A 16,367-nucleotide genomic window follows, 5' to 3' on the forward strand; every position below is an offset into this window, starting at 1 on the left:
AAGTATAGGCATTCATTTAGTGAAATAAATACGTAAAAATAGGTCATAGTATAAGAAGAGACGACCATTCTTATCTCCATCTCATCCACTATGGAAAGAGGTGCTTAAAATGATACGAAAATGGGTTGCTGTATGCGTCGTATTCGCTGCTTTTATTTTTCCACAAGCAGTAAGTGCTGAACAGCCAAAAGTAGAGGTGTTTCAAATTGAAACGGGCAGAGTCGTTCGTTCAACGCCCAAACCTCCAAATGTTCAAAAAGAAGCCGAAAAAAGTATTGCGTCCATTACTGGTTTATATAAAAAGGCAAGTCCGCTTCCTAAAAAAGGCTATCTTGTTAAAGTACCTCTTGATCCAGCCGTGAAAATTGAAAATAGTGCGGTCAACACGCTGGCAAGTGAAGTTATTTTTGTTCTTGAACCGAACCAAAAACCAATCATGATGGTATTTGACAATGAAAATAGAACCTATTTTTTTGAATTTACTCATGATTTAACTCTTCTCAGAAAAGCATTACAGCTATAAGTCATCGAAATGATGGCTTTTTTTTACATAGACAGTTGACAGTTTATTATGATAAATGTAATATATTTAGAAAAGTCAGAAATAATAAGGGGGAGAATTATGTGATAGCTCTACGACCGTTCTCCAAAAAAGACTTTAAACAGCTAATGGATTGGATTCCCTCCGAGTCATTTATGGTGCAATGGAGCGGCTCTAGCTTTTCTTTTCCGCTTACTCCTAGACAGTTAAAACACTACATTCGATATGCAAATGAAGATGGTGCCTCTACCTATGCTTTTTCTGTCATAGATGACAATGAACAGCTTATTGGGCATATTTCCTTGGCTCATATTGATTATTATCATAAAACAGGAAGAATTGGCCGAGTGCTGCTTGGTGAAAAGTATAGAGGAAAAGGGTTTTGCGCGCACATGTTTGAAAAAGTGTTAGCTTTCGGTTTTGAAGAACTGGGCCTTCACCGAATTTCGCTCGGCGTCTTTGATTTTAACGAGCGGGCGATTCAGTCTTATGAACGAATTGGCTTTACACGCGAAGGCCTTCTTCGAGATGTCCGGCTTGTAGATGGACAGTACTGGAGCTTAATTGAAATGAGTATGCTAGAAAGTGAATGGGCACAGCGTGATGTGCATCAAAAATCAAGCTAACATCTACTAGTGAAAAGCCAGCTTCCCAACAAGCGGGCTTTTTTGACGTGTGCTTAAATTTCCTCAAGAAGGTATAAATTTTCATTCATTAAGGCATATAGAGAGTAAGTGATGTGTAAAGGAGGCCGTATGAATGAAAAAATACAAAGTAGGCGTCTTAGCGGCATGTATGTTGCTTTTAGGAACCGCTGGGTTTGGAATTGTCTATCAGCATCAAACATCTGCTAAAGAGCAGCCTCATTCGTTTAATGTACTCGTTATGGGCGTAGATGAAAGGCCAGGCGATACGGGCCGCTCAGATGTATTAATGGTGGTCAATTTAGATAAAAGCCATAATAAAGCAAAGGTTATGCCGATCCCTAGAGATACGCGCGTGCACATTGATGGAAAAGGGACGGATGAGAAAATTAACCATGCTTATCGATACGGAGGCATTCCTTTAACCGTGCGCACGGTTGAGAATTTTTTAAATATTGACGTTGACTACTATGTGAAAGTAAATATGGAGGGGTTCAAAGATGTAGTCGATGAACTTGGCGGCGTGAACGTGAATAACCCGTTTCCTTTTGTCTTTGATTCATTTATCTTTCCTGAAGGAGAAAATGCGTTGAACGGTGAAAAAGCTCTTGCCTATGTACGGATGAGACATGAAGACCCAAAAGGTGATTTAGGAAGAAACAATCGCCAGCGTCAAGTGGTGGAAGCTCTATTAGATAAAGGAATGAACATGTCAACGGTGAAAAATATCCCAAGTCTTCTCACGCTCGCAAAAAAGCATATCCAAACGAATATTGATGTCAGCGATGCATTTACGATGTATAACGTCATTAAGAATGGACGGCCTGATTTCGAAACGGTAACGGTAAAAGGAGAAGGACAAATGGTAGATGGTACATGGTATTATGTTGTAAAACCATCTGAAAAAAAGCAGCTGAGCGCTATGTTTCAACAAACCCATTAATAAAAAAGAGGGCTGAATTTTTTCAGCCCTCTTTTTATTCACCAATTTCTTCTTGACGCTGCAAGCAGGAAATTTGTTTTTTCTCTGGATGGACACCAAATGTATAGCCCCACGTTTGCAATTTATCTAGAATGATTTCGTCTTTTTTAAAGCCAAAGATCATCACTACATCTTGGTTTTCATCTAAAAGCAAATACTTTTCATCTTTGCGCCACATCGTTAAGTTTGACGCATAGAAAAGATTCCAGCCGTTATTCATGCGATGGCCGGTTGCTTGGTTTTTATAGTTGACAATCATATTTCTTCCTCCATTAGTGAATCTTTCTAAAAGTAAAACTTCAAAGAATATTATAAACGTTCTCTTCCTAGAAATCTATTATTTATCCTATTGAGGGGACCTCGCCGTGATGTTTATAAAATACATGTGATAAAAGATTTAGTATATAAGGATATATCTGTATAAAACAACAGTCAATAAGTAAGAAAACGGAGAAAAAAAAGGGTCTAAAAGCGTATATAATTGAAAAAAATATAAGTTATCTAGCTTTAAAGACTTAAAAACACGCTTTTCAGACCATGGACATGCTTTTTCGAATTTCTACCTACAAGAAAGAAGGCAGAGGTGCGAAATGTGTAGATGAATCTAAATGAGTTTACGGTAAACATGGAGCCCCAAAACGTGGTACACGCTAGAAAAGGGGGAAATTCAACGATGTCCAAAAAAGCGCTATGGATTAAAAATGCTTCGCAAGTTGTAACGGCCAAAGAAAATAAAGGTCCTTTAGCTGGAAAAGAAATGAGAAACTTGACGGTGATTGAAAATGGCTCAGTCTGGATAGAAGGAGATCAAATTGTGACCGTAGGTACAACAAAAGAGCTAGAACAAAAATATGAAAGGGAAAGGAATGACGCAACCATTATTGATGCTTCTCATAAAATTGTGACTCCGGGTCTGATTGATCCTCATACACACGCTGTGTACGCTGGCTCTCGTGAAGAAGAATTTTATAGGCGATTTGAAAGACCAACTTCTTACTTGGATTTATTAGAAGAAGGTGGAGGTATTCACTCCACTGTCGTTCAAACACAGGAAGAATATGCGTACCGGATTTATCAGCAGAGCTATGAGCGTCTTACGTCTTTTCTAGCTCACGGAGTCACGACTGTAGAAGTCAAAAGCGGGTACGGCTTAGAACTAGAAACAGAACTGAAGCAGCTGCAAATCGCTAAAATGCTGAATGATACACACCCAGTTGATGTCATAAGCACCTTCTTAGGAGCACACGTCGTACCTTTAGCATATAAAAGAGATACGCAGAAATACGTCAATTTACTTATTCACGAAATGATTCCTCAAATTTCTTCTTATAAGCTCGCAGCATTTAATGATGCTGTATGTCTTCCAAATGCTTTTTCATTCCAACAATGTCAAGAAATACTCGAAGCCGGGAAAAGCCATGGCATGCTTCCTAAAATACATGCCGACCCCTTTGAATACTGCAGAGGAGCAGAGCTCGCAGCAGAGGTAGGAGCGATATCAGCAGATTATCTTTTGTATGCTTCTGATGAAGGGTTAAAGAAACTGGCTGAAAAACGGATCGTAGCCACACTTTTACCGGGGAATTCCTTATTTGTTGGAATGAAATGGCCAGATGCTAGAAAAATGATCGATTTAGGCGTTCCAGTTACTCTTTCTACAGACTGCAATCCAGGCTCATCTCCAACGACTTCACAGCAATTTGTGATGAATCTGGCATGTATGAATATGAACATGAGTCCTGAAGAAGTGCTTGTAGCCACAACTATTAACGCAGCTCATGCTATTAATCAAGGAGATAAGATTGGGAGTATTGAAGCCGGAAAACAAGCTGACTTAGCGATTTTTAATGTCTCTAGTTATCGAACCCTTCAATATCAGTATGGCTTGAATCATATTGATAGCGTAGTGAAAAAAGGAGAAGTAGTTGTAGAAAACGGTAAAGTTTTGTAAAACAAGTTTATAGAAAAAGAGAAAAGGGTAAAGAATAGAGAATTTGTCACACATGCAAAGGCAGGGAATTTAGATATGATTACAAAACAAAATGTTATTCCATTACTAAAAGAAGCTTGCCCATCTTTTGAGCCAAGCGAAGAAATCAACTTCAACGATAAAGAAGAGCTGCAGCATGAATTAAGCCGAGTAGCGGGTCATTTGATCTCTCTTGAATATAACGGCCAGCTCGAACGTGAACCGGATGTGTTTGAAGCGATTGAACAGCTGTATATAGAAGGTGAATCTGATGTGAAAGAAGCTGTTACAACGGGACTCTTTCAAGCAATGCATGAAATGATTATAGATCAGCAAATTAGTCCAGAAGAAATTGGAATGCTATTAAAACCTCACTCACTGAAGTGGTGGAAAACGATTGACCACTTTAGCGAAAATAGTGCGGAACAGTAAGGAAAAAGAACGTCATGGAAACATGATGTCCGTGACGTTCTTTTCTTTTACTGTTCTTTTTTCAGCTGGCGCTCTAAAATAAAAGGACCAAACGGAATAACCGACATAAGAAATGCAAATAAAGAGCGGCCGATTGACCATTTATGAGCGAATTTTACATGAACGACTGCAAGAGCATACAGCACAAAAAGTGCACCGTGTGCTGCGCCTACAACTGATACAGCTTCGGGTATGCCTGCTGCATATTTTAGCGGCATAGCAATGCCCAGCAGCAGTAAAAATGAAATTCCTTCTAAAATTCCTACTAAGCGCAGGCGACCGATTGGTGATGTAAGAACCATGTTTTCTCCTCCCGTAACGACGGAATAAATTTCTGTATCGATGACAAAAATGTACCATAGCAAGCTCTTCATATACAAGCATCATTTGTATCTGTCACAAAAAAGTCGAAAACGCTTTAATTTGCGCTATAGAAGTGTTGTGTTTAAAAAACTGACATACTCTTGTGATGCAATGTATAAAGAAGCACACTACGTGTTGACAAGTTATTTTAATTATTTTATATGTATAGTATCGAAAACGTATGAGAGGATTTTTATCATGACAAACCGAAAACAGCAGCGGGAGAAAATTTTAGATGCTGCTTTTGAAGTGTTCGGATCCAAAGGTTACTATGAAGCAAAAATGATTGATATTGCTAAACTAGCGGGTGTATCTAAAGGAACGCTTTACTTGTACTTTTCGTCTAAAGAGTCGCTTTATATCGCTGTTAATAATCGTTCGTTTGATGAGTTTTTGTATCATGCAAAGCGAAGAACAGATAAATGCCAAACGTTTCACGAAAAGCTCTATTCAGTTGCGAAACATCACCTGCTCTTTTTTTACGAAACTAAAAAATATCCGGACTCTTTTTGGCAAGCCCCTCACCAAATGCCAGAAATGATGGGTCGTCTTCATCAATTTTTTGAGGATTATCACGGGCTTGTTGCTAAATTGATTGAAGAGCAAAAAATAAAAAACGCTTTTTTACACTCAAAAGCGTTTTGCAGCATGTTAAATGGGTATAGGATGGATATCGTTTCCGATGATGATATAACAGAAGAAGATATCATGAACTATGCGGAGTTCATTGTGAACTTATACATTGAAGGTTGCTATTTTGAGACCCAAAAATGACTCGTCGGTACTGGTTGATAATGGAGGGATATGATGAATAACAGCAGCACAGTAATTAATTTTTCATATTTTCAAGAACAAACCGTTACCAAGGTAAACACAGACAACACCCTGCCGTTTTCTCTTGGATTTAGTAAAGGCGGACTTGTGGCAGAATGTCCATGGAGACTAAAAAACAAACGCAGCATCTTGCTTGGTCAAGCAGACTGGAAATCGCTACATTCCGCTGAGCAGCGTCAGCAAGTCGAAGCGCTGCTGCTTGGCCAGCGCATTCTCTCTATACAGTGGTATGAAGATATCGGTATACTTCGAATTGCGTTTTCTAACGGGTATGCGCTAGATATGTTTCATGACAGCTCGTTTTTTGAAGGCTGGGATTTATATGGTCAAGACGGCTTTTCCTTTATCTCGCTTCCAGGGGGAGCGTGCGACCATCAAATTTCAGTTTGTATAGACAGTTCATCAGCACATGAAAGGAGGTGAGTTTTTTTTACGAAAAACTGACCCATGGGTACTCTAAAATTGTTTAAAAAAATAAAACGGGTCTGCAGCTATTAAAGGATGAAGGCTTCTCAAATAACTTAGTTACGTAACGGAGGAAAAAGATGAATTTTTTGACGAGATTTAGTTTAAAAAATGCGGTAGCTGTGTTTATCGTTTCATTTTTACTTATTTTAGCGGGGCTATATTCATTTTCAAAACTAAAAATTGATTTACTGCCGAATATCGAATTTCCGCAGCTGTCCATTGAAGCAACGTATCCTGGGGCTTCTCCTGATGACGTAAATGAAAGTGTCACGTCGAAAATCGAAGACCAAGTAAAAGGAATTGAAGGCGTTAAAAGCGTACAAAGCGTATCATATGAAAACGTCGGTATTATTAATTTAGAATTCCCGTTTAATACGGATTTAGATAAAGTTGAACAACAAATTAACTCGTCGATAAAAGAATTAGATTTGCCAGAGTCATCAAATGTAGACGTAAACCGTTTTTCATTTGGTTCCTTCCCTATTTTCAACATTTCACTGTTTGCAAAAGATGATGCAAATCTTGAAAAAGTATTAAACGATGAAGTGATTCCTGAATTGAATAAAATTCAAGGTATTAACTCCGTCTCAGTTGGCGGTGTGAAAGAGGACCTTTTACAAATTACGGTCGATAAAGAAAAAGCAGCTCAAGCTGGTTTAACGCTTGATGGGATGAAAGAACAAATTAATCAAAAAGCCGTTTCCTTCCCAGCAGGAACATTAAACGGAAAAGAGCTTCAAATTCCAGTGCGAGTAGAAGAAAAAGTTGCCACGATCGATGCATTAAAGAAAATCCAGCTGAAATCCACGATGAACCCTGAAGCACAGCCTGTGAAACTTGGCGATATTGCCAAAGTCGAAGCCGTAACAGAACAAGGCGAATATACACGCTATGACGGCAAAGATGCGCTGTCGATGGCCATCACAAAAAAGCAAGACGCTAATACGGTTGAAGTGGCCAACGAAACGATGAAGATTTTGAAAAAATATGACGATCAGTTAGACTACGCAATTGGCTTTGACTCAGCTGATGGCATTGAAAAGTCTGTTGAAACATTAGTACGCGAAGGATTGCTCGGGGCATTATTTGCGTCACTCGCCGTGCTGATTTTCTTGCGTAACTTCCGTGCGACAATCATTGCGATTATATCGATTCCATTATCGCTGTTAGTATCAGCTATTTTCTTAAACCAGCTTGATATTTCGCTTAATATTATGACACTAGGTGGAATGGCTGTAGCCGTTGGGCGCGTAGTAGATGACAGTATTGTTGTGATTGAGAACATTTTCAGACGCGTTCGCCGTTCAGAAGAAGGCATGAGCAATGAGCTTGTCGAATCGTCCACAAAAGAGATTTTAAAAGCGATTACCTCGTCTACGATTACAACGGTTGTCGTATTCTTGCCAATCGGCTTTGTAGGAGGAATTACAGGAGAGTTCTTCTTGCCGTTTGCCTTAACAGTTGTTTTTTCACTGTTAGCATCTCTTCTTGTAGCGATTACAATCGTGCCGATTCTCGCAAAGTTTGCATTTAAAAAAGTACCGCCTGAAGAAAAAGAAGGAAAGCTGCAGCGCGGGTATGCAAAAGCGATTGCATGGTCGCTTAATCATAAAATCAAAATTTTGATTTTATCCTTTATTTTACTGTTTGGATCATTTGCGCTTGTTCCTTCACTTGGCTTTACGTTTATTCCAAATGAAGAACAAAAAATGCTTCAAGCCAACGTTCAATTACCGGCATCTACGTCCCTTGAAAAAACAAACGATGTATCCTTAAAAATTGAAAAGATGTTTGCGGACCAAAACGAAATTTCAGACGTGACAACGGAAGTTGGATCACGTGACTTTTCAACAGGTGTAAAACGTCCGAACCAAGTTGGCTATTTCTTGAATGTAAAAGAAGGCGTGAATGTCGATACGTTTATTGATAAAGTTCAAAAGAAAATGGAAAGCATCACGAAAGAAGAATCACCGAAAGCAACAGTTAATGTGCAAGAAGCATCAACAGGAGGGCCGCCTACAAATAATAACGTGACGGTTGATTTATATTCTTCTAATTTAGATGACTTGCAAAAGGCAGCTAAGCAAGTGGAAAACCACTTAAACAAAGACAAACGTCTTAAATATGTAACAAATAACTTCTCAGATAAGCAAAAGCAGCTTGTAGTAGAAGTAGATCCTGATAAAGCCGCAGAGTACGGGGTATCTGGATTTCAGCTGCTCGGTACAATCTCTGATCAAACCAAACCGGTATCGGTTGGAGACTTAAAATTGGATAATACAAAACGAGCGGTTCAGCTTTCGTACGATAAAGACCTTGCCTCAGTAAAAGAAATTAAAGACCTGCAAGTGTTTACAGAGAGAGGGCCTGTGTTAGTAAAAGATATCGCTGACGTTCGTACAATTGATACGTTCACTTCTATTCAAAAGCTCGACGGTAAAGTATTTGCGCGAGTAGAAGCAGACATCAAAGGCGATGATGTTCAAGCTGTGACCAAAGATGTTGTAGATGGAGTGAAAAAGCTAGACTTGCCGAAAGATGTGAGCTTGGATGGAGGAGGCGGAAGCGACGAGACAGTAGAAGTCTTCCAATCTCTAGGTCTAGCCATTTTAACAGCAATCGGCCTTGTGTATTTAACAATGCTCGTTACGTTTGGAAAAGCGCGTATTCCATTTATCATTTTATCGTCACTCATTTTTGTGCCAATCGGTTCGTTAGTTGGTCTTGTCATTGCAAAAGAACCGCTGTCTGTCAGCGTCATGATTGGATTCTTAATGCTGATTGGAATCGTTACAACAAACGCGATTGTGCTTGTAGATCGAATTACCCAAAATCGTGAACAAAAAGGCATGACAATCCGCGAAGCCCTTATTGAAGCTGGGAAAACGCGATTGCGTCCAATTTTAATGACGGCGTTTGCTACCATTGCTGCTTTAATCCCGCTGGCGCTTACTACGTCAAGCGGAACGCTGATTTCAAAAGGCTTAGCCATCACGGTAATTGGAGGACTTACGTCATCTACTCTTCTTACTTTAATTATTATTCCAGTTGTATACGAACTCTTCTTCGCAAGGCAAGTAAAAAGAGAAAAACAGCTGGAAAAAGAAACGACATAAGAACTATTTTCTAATAGAGGAAAATATGACCATAGACTATATGTTATAATAAAAGTACGTTTTAACCCCTTATATTATAGAAAAAGAAGCGGCGCTTTCGAGCGCCGCTTCTTTTTTATGTAAAATCATTATTTACAAAAAATGATTAAATGTCTTGTATGGAGGGAAAGAGTGTTAACAGGAAGCTTTACTATATCATCGTAGAGTTATCTAAAAACCATACAAAGTACAGGAGTGTCGTTTTCGTGAGTTCAACAAAGAAAGTTGTATTTATCAGTTCCATTATTTTAAATGTCCTTTTCATAGGTGTTTTTGCTTTTTATGCAACAAGCAGCAGCGCGATGAAAAATCCGCTGTCATCTAAGGGTTCGTCTAAGCAAAGCTATAGAGACAATCCTTATTACATTGAACGTACTACTTTGTTCAAGCAATTAAGTATTCCTAAAGAGTCCATCGTATTTCTCGGTGATAGCATTACCCAGCGCTCTGAGTGGAGCGAACTTTTTCATAATAAGCAGATTGTCAATCGAGGCGTAGCCGATGATACAACTGAAGGGGTATTGCATCGTTTAAAAAGCATTACAGATGCTAAACCAAAAAAGATTTTCTTAATGATTGGCATTAACGATTTAAATGAGCAAAAATCTGTAAAAAAAACCAAAGCCAATTACGCTGAAATTCTTGAGCGTATTCATAAAGAATCACCGGATACAAAAGTCTATATTCAAAGTGTACTGCCCGTCAACAATAAAAAATGCGGCGACGCAGTGGACAATAAAGATGTTATCGCATTAAACAACTATTTAGAGCGTCTCGCTAAGAAACATAATGATTCTTACATTGACCTGTATTCGAAAGTATCCAAAAACAATCAGTTAAAAAGTAGTTTCACGGTGGATGGTCTTCATTTAAAAGGCCAAGGCTATGCTGTTTGGAAACAAGAAGTTCAGTCATACGTTAATGAATAAAAAAGAGGTTGAGACGTAGCGTAACGAAACAGATGAAACTACATTCACCATAACAAAAAAACGAACCACTGATTAAACATGCTGATCAGTGGTTCGTTTTTCATTTGAGCTAAAATATTTTTGTTTCAGCTTTTTTTAGATAAGCTCTGGTAAATGTTTTTTAGCATCGTATTCGACAAGAGCATCATCGTTTTTAATACGCTGTAAATAATCAGGATTTGAAATTAGCGGGCGGCCAATAGCAGCTACGTCGATCCAGCCGGCTTGAAGCGCTTTTTCAGCTGATTCAGGCGTTAAATCACCCACGCCGATAATTGGTCCATCCCAGTACTTACGCGTGATTTCATAAAGGTTTTGGCCGTTTTGGACATCTTCGTAAAAATCAAGCATAGACGGGTGAATAATCTCAATGCCTGTTTCTTTAAAAGCTTCTGTATACGTTTGAATGGCTTTTTCGGTATCATCCCAGCGATAGTCTGGTTTATCAAGCTTATGAGGAGAGAAGCGAATCACAACGCGTTCTTTTCCGATAGCGTCAATAACAGCAGAAATCACTTCTTTCATAAACGTTAATCGCTGTGCAAGGTCGCCTCCGTATTCATCCGTGCGTTTGTTAGACCAGTCTGAATTAAATTGATCAATTAAATAGCCGTGAGCACCGTGAATTTCAACGCCGTCAAAGCCTGCTTCAATGGCATTTTTAGCTGCTTGAGCGTACTGTCCTACAACTTCTTTAATATCTTCTTTTGACATTTCTTCAGGCTCTTCGTACGGCTTGCGGAAACGAGGCACTTGACCTTGTGCTGCAATAGCAGAAGGTGCCTGAGGTTTATGTCCATTGATTAACTCAGGATGACTCAAGCGGCCAACGTGCCAAATTTGAGCAATAATCGTGCCGCCTTCTTCATGAACAGCTTCTGTTACAGGCTTCCATGAATCAATTTGTTCCTGTGTATAGATACCGGGAACGCCAGGATTTCCTTTTGCGCGTTCGCTGATAACAATTCCTTCACTAATAATTAAGCCAATACCATCCTTTGCGCGGCGGCGGTAGTAGTCTACAACGTCTTGACCGACTACGCCTGTCTCTGGATCAGCAAAGCATCGTGTCATCGGTGCCATTGCTGTACGAGTGTGTAAATCAAATGCTTCAATGTTTGTTGGTTGGAATAATTTTTCAAATTTACTCATTTTATATTCAGCTCCTTAAGAGGAAAGTATAGCTGCGAACGTTTTTGCAGCGGGTTCAGTTTATTGTAACAGGGGATTTGTTTTATCTTCAAACATTTCGACTTCCGAAAAATGATTACAAAAAAAGCCGGCTGTTTTGACAGCCAGCTTTTACAATATTAATGCTGTTTGTTAGGAAGTTTTTTCTCCGGGTGGCCAGTAGCTTGACCCTGCTTATTTTTACGCTGCTTTTCTTGATTGTCGTTCAGCTTTTGAACAAATTGATTTGTGTTTTCCATTATCCATACCTCCTTTATGAGCTTTCCCTGTTACTATAACCCATTGCATTCAAAAACATGACGCCAATCCGCTAAAAGCAGCTCCATATATACACCGGTATATAGAAATTAACAGGAAAATCGTGTATACTGTTGTAAAAATAACGTTAATGTTTCGTGAGTTTATAATTTCTTATTCATTCATGAACAAGAAAAGGTGTTACGCAATGAGTGATTTTTTTAGCGGGAAAGAAATGTCGTTTATTTTAATTTTGACATTCAGCGTGTACATATTTGTCTGGAATGTGCCCCTTCAGGCGACCAATGCCATGATGATTTACTTTATCCTGCTGTTTTTGTATACAGTCAGTAAGCTGCTTTTTTCTCCTCAGTTCCGACAATTTCCGCTTGTTAAGGTGCTATTGGCCATTTTATTTGTTCTTATGCTGGCTGAAATAATCGTTGCTTACAGCACTCATAGCATAAAGATTACAGATTTACATCATATTTTCGATTATTTCAGTCATATGGATTTGTATTCATAGTATGTACAGCAAAAAAATGATTTACGACGAAATCTTCTCTGAGTTCTGGCTGTGCTTTTTTATATTTTTTACACACTGCTTGCACAAGGAAAGAGAAAGAGTACGTTCTTTGACCAAAAGATCAGGGGAATGCCAAATTTCTTTGAATAGCTCTGTTAAGATGCTTTCGCAAGCATGTGGATCTTTTACTGCTGAATAGACAAGACGATACAAAAGCGTTTCATATCGATTGTAAAGCTGATGAAGTGCTTCTTTCTTTCGGTTTTTTATCTCTTGAATGAGTAAAAGATCATTGTTCATAAACGAGCCCCTTCGAAAATCAATTATAGTTCATTGTACCCTTGTTAAAATGAGCATAAACACCTAAAAAGGAGAGGCTTATGAGCTATGTAGTATCAAAAAACAAGGCAAAATACTCAACGAGATATCAAAGAAGAGAACTTGGGGAAGTGAGAGACAACCTGCACGCTTTGCTCGTTACGTATCCAAATGAGCTGATAAACTTATTGTAGCTGGATGTGCATTGATTTTCCTTACAGTCGTCAGTTTACTAATCATCGGCATATATACAGTTTGTACATGGCTGTTTTTATAAAGAAAAGGTGCACATCAGTGCACCTTTTCTTTATGAATGTTGCTTCACTACGTGATTGATAATTTGCTCGGCTGCTGCAGCCGGTCCAGATGCCTGCTGGAAACTTACGTTGATTTCTTTAATTCCTTTTTTATAGGAATCGTCGCGGACAACTTCGTCAACGGCACTTCTTAAAAGAGAGGCATTTACCGTTTCTTTTGCTAAGCGATAACCAGCGTTTAGTTCCACGAGCCTTTGAGCAACGATCGGCTGATCTTTGCCATGAGGTAAAACGACTAACGGTACGTTAAAATGAATAGCTTCGTTTACGCTGTTCATGCCTCCGTGCGTGATAAAAACGTCCGCTTCTTTTAACACGTCAAGCTGAGGAACATAGGGCAAAATAATAAAATGCTCTGGCGCTTTTTTAATTCTTTTAAAATCGGCCCGGTCTCCTGCTGCAATCACAACTTTTCCATCAAAATCGCTAAATGCGTCGATGCAAAGGTTGAAAAAGCCTTCTACGTCATGAAGTACCGTTCCCATTGAAATATAAAGAACTTTTTCGTCTTTCAGCTTTTCTAACGGAAAATCATGAGAGCGGTGACGCTTTGGAAAGCTTGGCCCAATAAATAAACACGAGTCATCAAAATGTTCATGAAGCGGCTGGAAAAAGCGGCTTGTGTACACGACCGTTAATTCGCCTTCATTGTTCATAAATTGAAGCAGATTTTTAGGCTCTATGCCAAACTGATTTTTAAGCAGGCTGAGCCCGTACTGAGCTTGTTCATCCGGCTGAAATGGAACGTCTGAATCAGGATGAAGAGGCATCATTGCTAAGCGGTCTTTCGGCATTAAAAAAGAAGCAGATGATACAATGCCAGGGATCCGCAAATAATCACGCACTAATTCGCCTGCTCCAAACTTGTCGTAAAACACAAAATCAAATTCAATTTTTTTTGATAATATATGAACAAGCTTCAGCGTATCTAAAGACGTTTGGATGTGGATGTTTAAAAAAGCGTTGATTCCTTGAGGAGTTTCAGGCTTGATGGATACACCACTTAATAAGTCTGGGTGAATGTGTACGATAGCCCCGGCGTTTTCAAGGCGCTCTTTAAAACGCTCGGCCGTAATGTAATGAACTGTATCACCTCGGTCTGAAAAAGCTTTTACCATTCCAAGCGTTGGGTTTACGTGACCTTCAGCGGGAAAGTTGATCATTAAAATGTTTGCCATTTTTTCACTTCACTTTCGGTAAGATTTCTTCAAGCGTAATCAAATATAAGGAAGTTGACAACTAATTTGGTTAGCGCATTTATTTTTTGAAGCCCTGCCTTTGTGTATAAAATGTGAAAAAATATAACTTTTTTCCTAAAAAATAACATAATTAAACTGAGTTTATGATAGAATTTTGAGAGCACTAGAGAGAAAGAATCATTTTTGGAGGTTGCTATTTTGAGTACGTTATCAACAAATTCAGAACCGGTTTTAAAGCCTAAAAAGAAAAAAGAGTTTACTTACTTCACATTGCTTCTATTTATCGTGTTGGGCTTTGGACTGCAAATCCTAGCCGGAATTGGAGTAGCTATTTACGATGAAGTTATGGGTTCAAATATGACAGGAATTTTATTAGAAGGCCCATATGCTCTGCTTGTAGACGCGGCATTTTTTCTAGGGGTTGCGGTGCTTTATAGACCTGTGCGTAGATTTTTAAAACCTATGTGGAACGTCTCGGTATTAAAAGAAGGGAAAACGTATGTATATATTGTGGTAGGCTTTTTAATTGTAGCCGCGGTGCAGTACGTGATGCTTTCATTTTTAAACGTAGAAAGCGCAGATCAGCAGCAAAAAGATTTAAATCAAGGCAGTTTTAATCAAACGCTGCTTTCAAGCTGGATATTTTTTATAAGTGTAGCAGTTATCACGCCTATTAAAGAAGAGCTGCTTTATAGAGGTGTTTTATGTGGTTTCTTAACCAAACGCCATCACGTGCTTGTGGGCATTTTCGTTTCCGCTCTTGTATTCGGTCTTTTACATATTGGCTTTCCGATTACAGCTACCGTCATGGGACTTGTTTTCGCCATTATTTATTATCGAACAAAATCTATTTTCCCATCTATGATTTTACATATGCTGTGGAATGGATTAGTGAGTATAACCGTGTTCTTTTAAAAGAGGGTAAAACAAAGTAGTTTCGTTGAGGGAAAATCCGAACAATTCATCGTTCGGATTTTTTTATTGGTAGGATGAATCTAAGTTCCATGCATGTAGCTTCCTTCTAGCTGTTGATTGGATGGATTTCGTTATGTCTCAATTTCTTTTTATTTCGATAAAGACGCCGAATGCTTTACGCGAATTTTCCCAACTATTAATAACCCAAGAGGGTAAAATAGTCCAAATAACAGACTGTACGGAATCCACGTATCTCTGTCCCACGTTTGTTCATAGGGAATGCTTGGATACACGATAAGTGAAAATGTAACGGCAATAATGCCTAGCGGAAGAGTTAAAATTCGGTAGTTTTTTAATTCAAGAATTTGAGCGAGTCCGGAAACGGTCGCATAATAGTAGAGAGACGTTTTGAAATAAAGAGATAAAAACCACATAATGGCCATGATTACTTCAATATTTTTCAGAAAATCGGCAACTTCGATACGCCTTGCAAGCTCATAGCTTGGATATAAAGCGATACGTGTATACGTATTTCCAAGTACAAGAATGCCAAGTAATAAAATAATAATCATAATGCCTCCACCGATTAAGCTTCCTGTAAAAAAAGCGCGGTTTCGCTGATCAGGTTCCCCTACGTGAGCAGGGAAAACGGTCAGCAATACAATAAAAGTGAGAGACGTAATACTTGTAAAGACCAGAATAGATCTAATAATAGGCTTAACGCCTACCTCTAACAAAGGCTGCAAATTCTCATAATGAATTTGAGGGAAGATCGAAAAAACTAAGATTAAAAACGGAATAACAAACCAAGGAAAGAGAATTTCAGCACAGCGGGCAATCGTTTCAATGCCAAGACGAACGCCGACAATCACAATTCCCATAAACAAAATATGAACAGCAAGCATAGGCGTTTGAATAATAATGCGAGTTGTTAGAAATGAGCCCACGTAAAACAAAACTTGACTGCAAAAAAGAAGAGTAGAAGCGACAAATAAAAGAGAGACAAACTTTCCTAGCCACTTGCCTAAAATGGCTTCGTTTAGTTCTACAAGGGTTTTATTCGGATAAAGGCTAGAAAGTTTGATATACATCCATACAAGAAAAACGCCTACACCTACGCCTAAAATGGCTGGAATCCATGCCTCTTGTTTAGAATCAGCCGTTAAGCTTCCAGGTACGACTAAAATAGTATCGCCTAAACTATAAAAAATTACGAGTATTCGAAACTGTGCTGCGGATAATTTTATCTGACTATGCACGTTGTTCACT

18 protein-coding genes and 1 pseudogene are annotated in these 16,367 nt (G+C 38.8%); 12 read left to right on the top strand and 7 right to left on the bottom strand.

Features of this window, described 5'->3' with window-relative positions:
- Window positions 1–109: 109 nt before the first annotated feature.
- The 3 genes from ACRPLY_RS12330 to ACRPLY_RS12340 all read left to right on the top strand — a co-directional run bounded on the left by ACRPLY_RS12330 (window position 110) and on the right by ACRPLY_RS12340 (window position 2,128).
- Window positions 110–523, top strand: a complete 414-nt coding sequence (locus ACRPLY_RS12330; protein ID WP_033580565.1) for a hypothetical protein — start codon at window positions 110–112, stop codon at window positions 521–523.
- Between the two features lie 101 nt (window positions 524–624).
- Window positions 625–1,167, top strand: coding sequence for a GNAT family N-acetyltransferase (locus tag ACRPLY_RS12335; protein ID WP_028414422.1), 543 nt, complete (start codon window positions 625–627; stop codon window positions 1,165–1,167).
- Window positions 1,168–1,300: 133 nt separating this feature from the next.
- Window positions 1,301–2,128 carry an LCP family protein gene (locus ACRPLY_RS12340; protein WP_028414421.1) on the top strand — a complete coding sequence of 276 codons (828 nt, stop codon included), beginning with the start codon at window positions 1,301–1,303 and terminating at the stop codon, window positions 2,126–2,128.
- A 34-nt stretch (window positions 2,129–2,162) separates the two neighbouring features.
- Here ACRPLY_RS12340 and ACRPLY_RS12345 read toward each other — a convergent pair whose 3' ends face one another.
- Window positions 2,163–2,426, bottom strand: coding sequence for a hypothetical protein (locus ACRPLY_RS12345; protein ID WP_013057818.1), 264 nt, complete (start codon window positions 2,424–2,426; stop codon window positions 2,163–2,165).
- Between the two features lie 414 nt (window positions 2,427–2,840).
- On the opposite strand from ACRPLY_RS12345, the gene hutI reads away from it, so the two are divergent.
- On the top strand, window positions 2,841–4,118 hold the full coding sequence (hutI, locus tag ACRPLY_RS12350; RefSeq protein WP_028414420.1) for an imidazolonepropionase: 1,278 nt from the start codon (window positions 2,841–2,843) through the stop codon (window positions 4,116–4,118).
- A gap of 75 nt (window positions 4,119–4,193) precedes the next feature.
- The gene (locus ACRPLY_RS12355) at window positions 4,194–4,568 is read left to right on the top strand and encodes a DUF7674 family protein (protein WP_028414419.1); all 375 of its coding nucleotides are present in this window, start codon (window positions 4,194–4,196) and stop codon (window positions 4,566–4,568) included.
- 47 nt (window positions 4,569–4,615) lie between these two features.
- Here ACRPLY_RS12355 and ACRPLY_RS12360 read toward each other — a convergent pair whose 3' ends face one another.
- Window positions 4,616–4,909, bottom strand: a complete 294-nt coding sequence (locus ACRPLY_RS12360) for a DUF3817 domain-containing protein (RefSeq protein ID WP_013083888.1) — start codon at window positions 4,907–4,909, stop codon at window positions 4,616–4,618.
- Between the two features lie 259 nt (window positions 4,910–5,168).
- Between ACRPLY_RS12360 and ACRPLY_RS12365 the strand changes: the two genes are divergently transcribed.
- From ACRPLY_RS12365 to ACRPLY_RS12380, 4 genes are all read left to right on the top strand, one after another.
- Complete coding sequence (locus tag ACRPLY_RS12365) at window positions 5,169–5,744, top strand: TetR/AcrR family transcriptional regulator (RefSeq protein WP_028414418.1); 576 nt, start codon at window positions 5,169–5,171, stop codon at window positions 5,742–5,744.
- Between the two features lie 33 nt (window positions 5,745–5,777).
- The gene (locus ACRPLY_RS12370) at window positions 5,778–6,227 is read left to right on the top strand and encodes a DUF6188 family protein (RefSeq protein ID WP_028414417.1); all 450 of its coding nucleotides are present in this window, start codon (window positions 5,778–5,780) and stop codon (window positions 6,225–6,227) included.
- Between the two features lie 122 nt (window positions 6,228–6,349).
- Complete coding sequence (locus ACRPLY_RS12375) at window positions 6,350–9,388, top strand: efflux RND transporter permease subunit (RefSeq protein ID WP_028414416.1); 3,039 nt, start codon at window positions 6,350–6,352, stop codon at window positions 9,386–9,388.
- A 245-nt stretch (window positions 9,389–9,633) separates the two neighbouring features.
- Entirely contained in the window at window positions 9,634–10,356 is a 723-nt protein-coding gene (locus tag ACRPLY_RS12380) for a GDSL-type esterase/lipase family protein (RefSeq protein WP_028414415.1), read from the top strand.
- A 135-nt stretch (window positions 10,357–10,491) separates the two neighbouring features.
- Here ACRPLY_RS12380 and ACRPLY_RS12385 read toward each other — a convergent pair.
- Window positions 10,492–11,532: pseudogene (locus ACRPLY_RS12385) on the bottom strand (alkene reductase); the annotation flags it as partial.
- Between the two features lie 173 nt (window positions 11,533–11,705).
- Entirely contained in the window at window positions 11,706–11,825 is a 120-nt protein-coding gene (locus ACRPLY_RS12390; RefSeq protein ID WP_080754499.1) for a DUF4023 domain-containing protein, read from the bottom strand.
- Window positions 11,826–12,031: 206 nt separating this feature from the next.
- Here ACRPLY_RS12390 and ACRPLY_RS12395 point away from each other — a divergent pair, with 206 nt between their 5' ends.
- Entirely contained in the window at window positions 12,032–12,349 is a 318-nt protein-coding gene (locus tag ACRPLY_RS12395; protein ID WP_028414413.1) for a hypothetical protein, read from the top strand.
- 21 nt (window positions 12,350–12,370) lie between these two features.
- Here ACRPLY_RS12395 and ACRPLY_RS12400 read toward each other — a convergent pair whose 3' ends face one another.
- Complete coding sequence (locus tag ACRPLY_RS12400; protein WP_028414412.1) at window positions 12,371–12,649, bottom strand: RNA polymerase sigma factor; 279 nt, start codon at window positions 12,647–12,649, stop codon at window positions 12,371–12,373.
- Window positions 12,650–12,729: 80 nt separating this feature from the next.
- Between ACRPLY_RS12400 and ACRPLY_RS12405 the strand changes: the two genes are divergently transcribed.
- Window positions 12,730–12,861, top strand: coding sequence for a hypothetical protein (locus tag ACRPLY_RS12405; RefSeq protein ID WP_255287201.1), 132 nt, complete (start codon window positions 12,730–12,732; stop codon window positions 12,859–12,861).
- A gap of 113 nt (window positions 12,862–12,974) precedes the next feature.
- Here the strand turns inward: ACRPLY_RS12405 and ACRPLY_RS12410 are convergent, their stop codons facing one another.
- Window positions 12,975–14,162 carry a macrolide family glycosyltransferase gene (locus ACRPLY_RS12410; RefSeq protein WP_049165460.1) on the bottom strand — a complete coding sequence of 396 codons (1,188 nt, stop codon included), beginning with the start codon at window positions 14,160–14,162 and terminating at the stop codon, window positions 12,975–12,977.
- Between the two features lie 219 nt (window positions 14,163–14,381).
- Between ACRPLY_RS12410 and ACRPLY_RS12415 the strand changes: the two genes are divergently transcribed.
- Window positions 14,382–15,098 (top strand): CPBP family intramembrane glutamic endopeptidase, encoded by a 717-nt coding sequence (locus ACRPLY_RS12415; protein WP_028414410.1) that lies wholly within the window; start codon window positions 14,382–14,384, stop codon window positions 15,096–15,098.
- 149 nt (window positions 15,099–15,247) lie between these two features.
- On the opposite strand, the gene ACRPLY_RS12420 is transcribed toward ACRPLY_RS12415, so the two are convergent.
- Entirely contained in the window at window positions 15,248–16,357 is a 1,110-nt protein-coding gene (locus ACRPLY_RS12420) for a GerAB/ArcD/ProY family transporter (RefSeq protein ID WP_028414409.1), read from the bottom strand.
- Window positions 16,358–16,367 lie beyond the last annotated feature (10 nt).

Source organism: Priestia sp. TGN 0903 (assembly GCF_050846855.1).
GTDB classification, from domain to species: domain Bacteria; phylum Bacillota; class Bacilli; order Bacillales; family Bacillaceae_H; genus Priestia; species Priestia zanthoxyli.

Excerpts from the sequence above, each read along its gene's own strand:
- ACRPLY_RS12330 (WP_033580565.1), top strand. The coding sequence starts at position 110 with ATGATACGAAAATGGGTTGCTGTATGCGTCGTATTCGCTGCTTTTATT.
- ACRPLY_RS12340 (WP_028414421.1), top strand. The coding sequence starts at position 1,301 with ATGAAAAAATACAAAGTAGGCGTCTTAGCGGCATGTATGTTGCTTTTA.
- ACRPLY_RS12345 (WP_013057818.1), bottom strand. The coding sequence starts at position 2,426 with ATGATTGTCAACTATAAAAACCAAGCAACCGGCCATCGCATGAATAAC.
- hutI (WP_028414420.1), top strand. The coding sequence starts at position 2,841 with ATGTCCAAAAAAGCGCTATGGATTAAAAATGCTTCGCAAGTTGTAACG.
- ACRPLY_RS12355 (WP_028414419.1), top strand. The coding sequence starts at position 4,194 with ATGATTACAAAACAAAATGTTATTCCATTACTAAAAGAAGCTTGCCCA.
- ACRPLY_RS12360 (WP_013083888.1), bottom strand. The coding sequence starts at position 4,909 with ATGGTTCTTACATCACCAATCGGTCGCCTGCGCTTAGTAGGAATTTTA.
- ACRPLY_RS12365 (WP_028414418.1), top strand. The coding sequence starts at position 5,169 with ATGACAAACCGAAAACAGCAGCGGGAGAAAATTTTAGATGCTGCTTTT.
- ACRPLY_RS12370 (WP_028414417.1), top strand. The coding sequence starts at position 5,778 with ATGAATAACAGCAGCACAGTAATTAATTTTTCATATTTTCAAGAACAA.
- ACRPLY_RS12375 (WP_028414416.1), top strand. The coding sequence starts at position 6,350 with ATGAATTTTTTGACGAGATTTAGTTTAAAAAATGCGGTAGCTGTGTTT.
- ACRPLY_RS12390 (WP_080754499.1), bottom strand. The coding sequence starts at position 11,825 with ATGGAAAACACAAATCAATTTGTTCAAAAGCTGAACGACAATCAAGAA.
- ACRPLY_RS12395 (WP_028414413.1), top strand. The coding sequence starts at position 12,032 with ATGAGTGATTTTTTTAGCGGGAAAGAAATGTCGTTTATTTTAATTTTG.
- ACRPLY_RS12400 (WP_028414412.1), bottom strand. The coding sequence starts at position 12,649 with ATGAACAATGATCTTTTACTCATTCAAGAGATAAAAAACCGAAAGAAA.
- ACRPLY_RS12405 (WP_255287201.1), top strand. The coding sequence starts at position 12,730 with ATGAGCTATGTAGTATCAAAAAACAAGGCAAAATACTCAACGAGATAT.
- ACRPLY_RS12410 (WP_049165460.1), bottom strand. The coding sequence starts at position 14,162 with ATGGCAAACATTTTAATGATCAACTTTCCCGCTGAAGGTCACGTAAAC.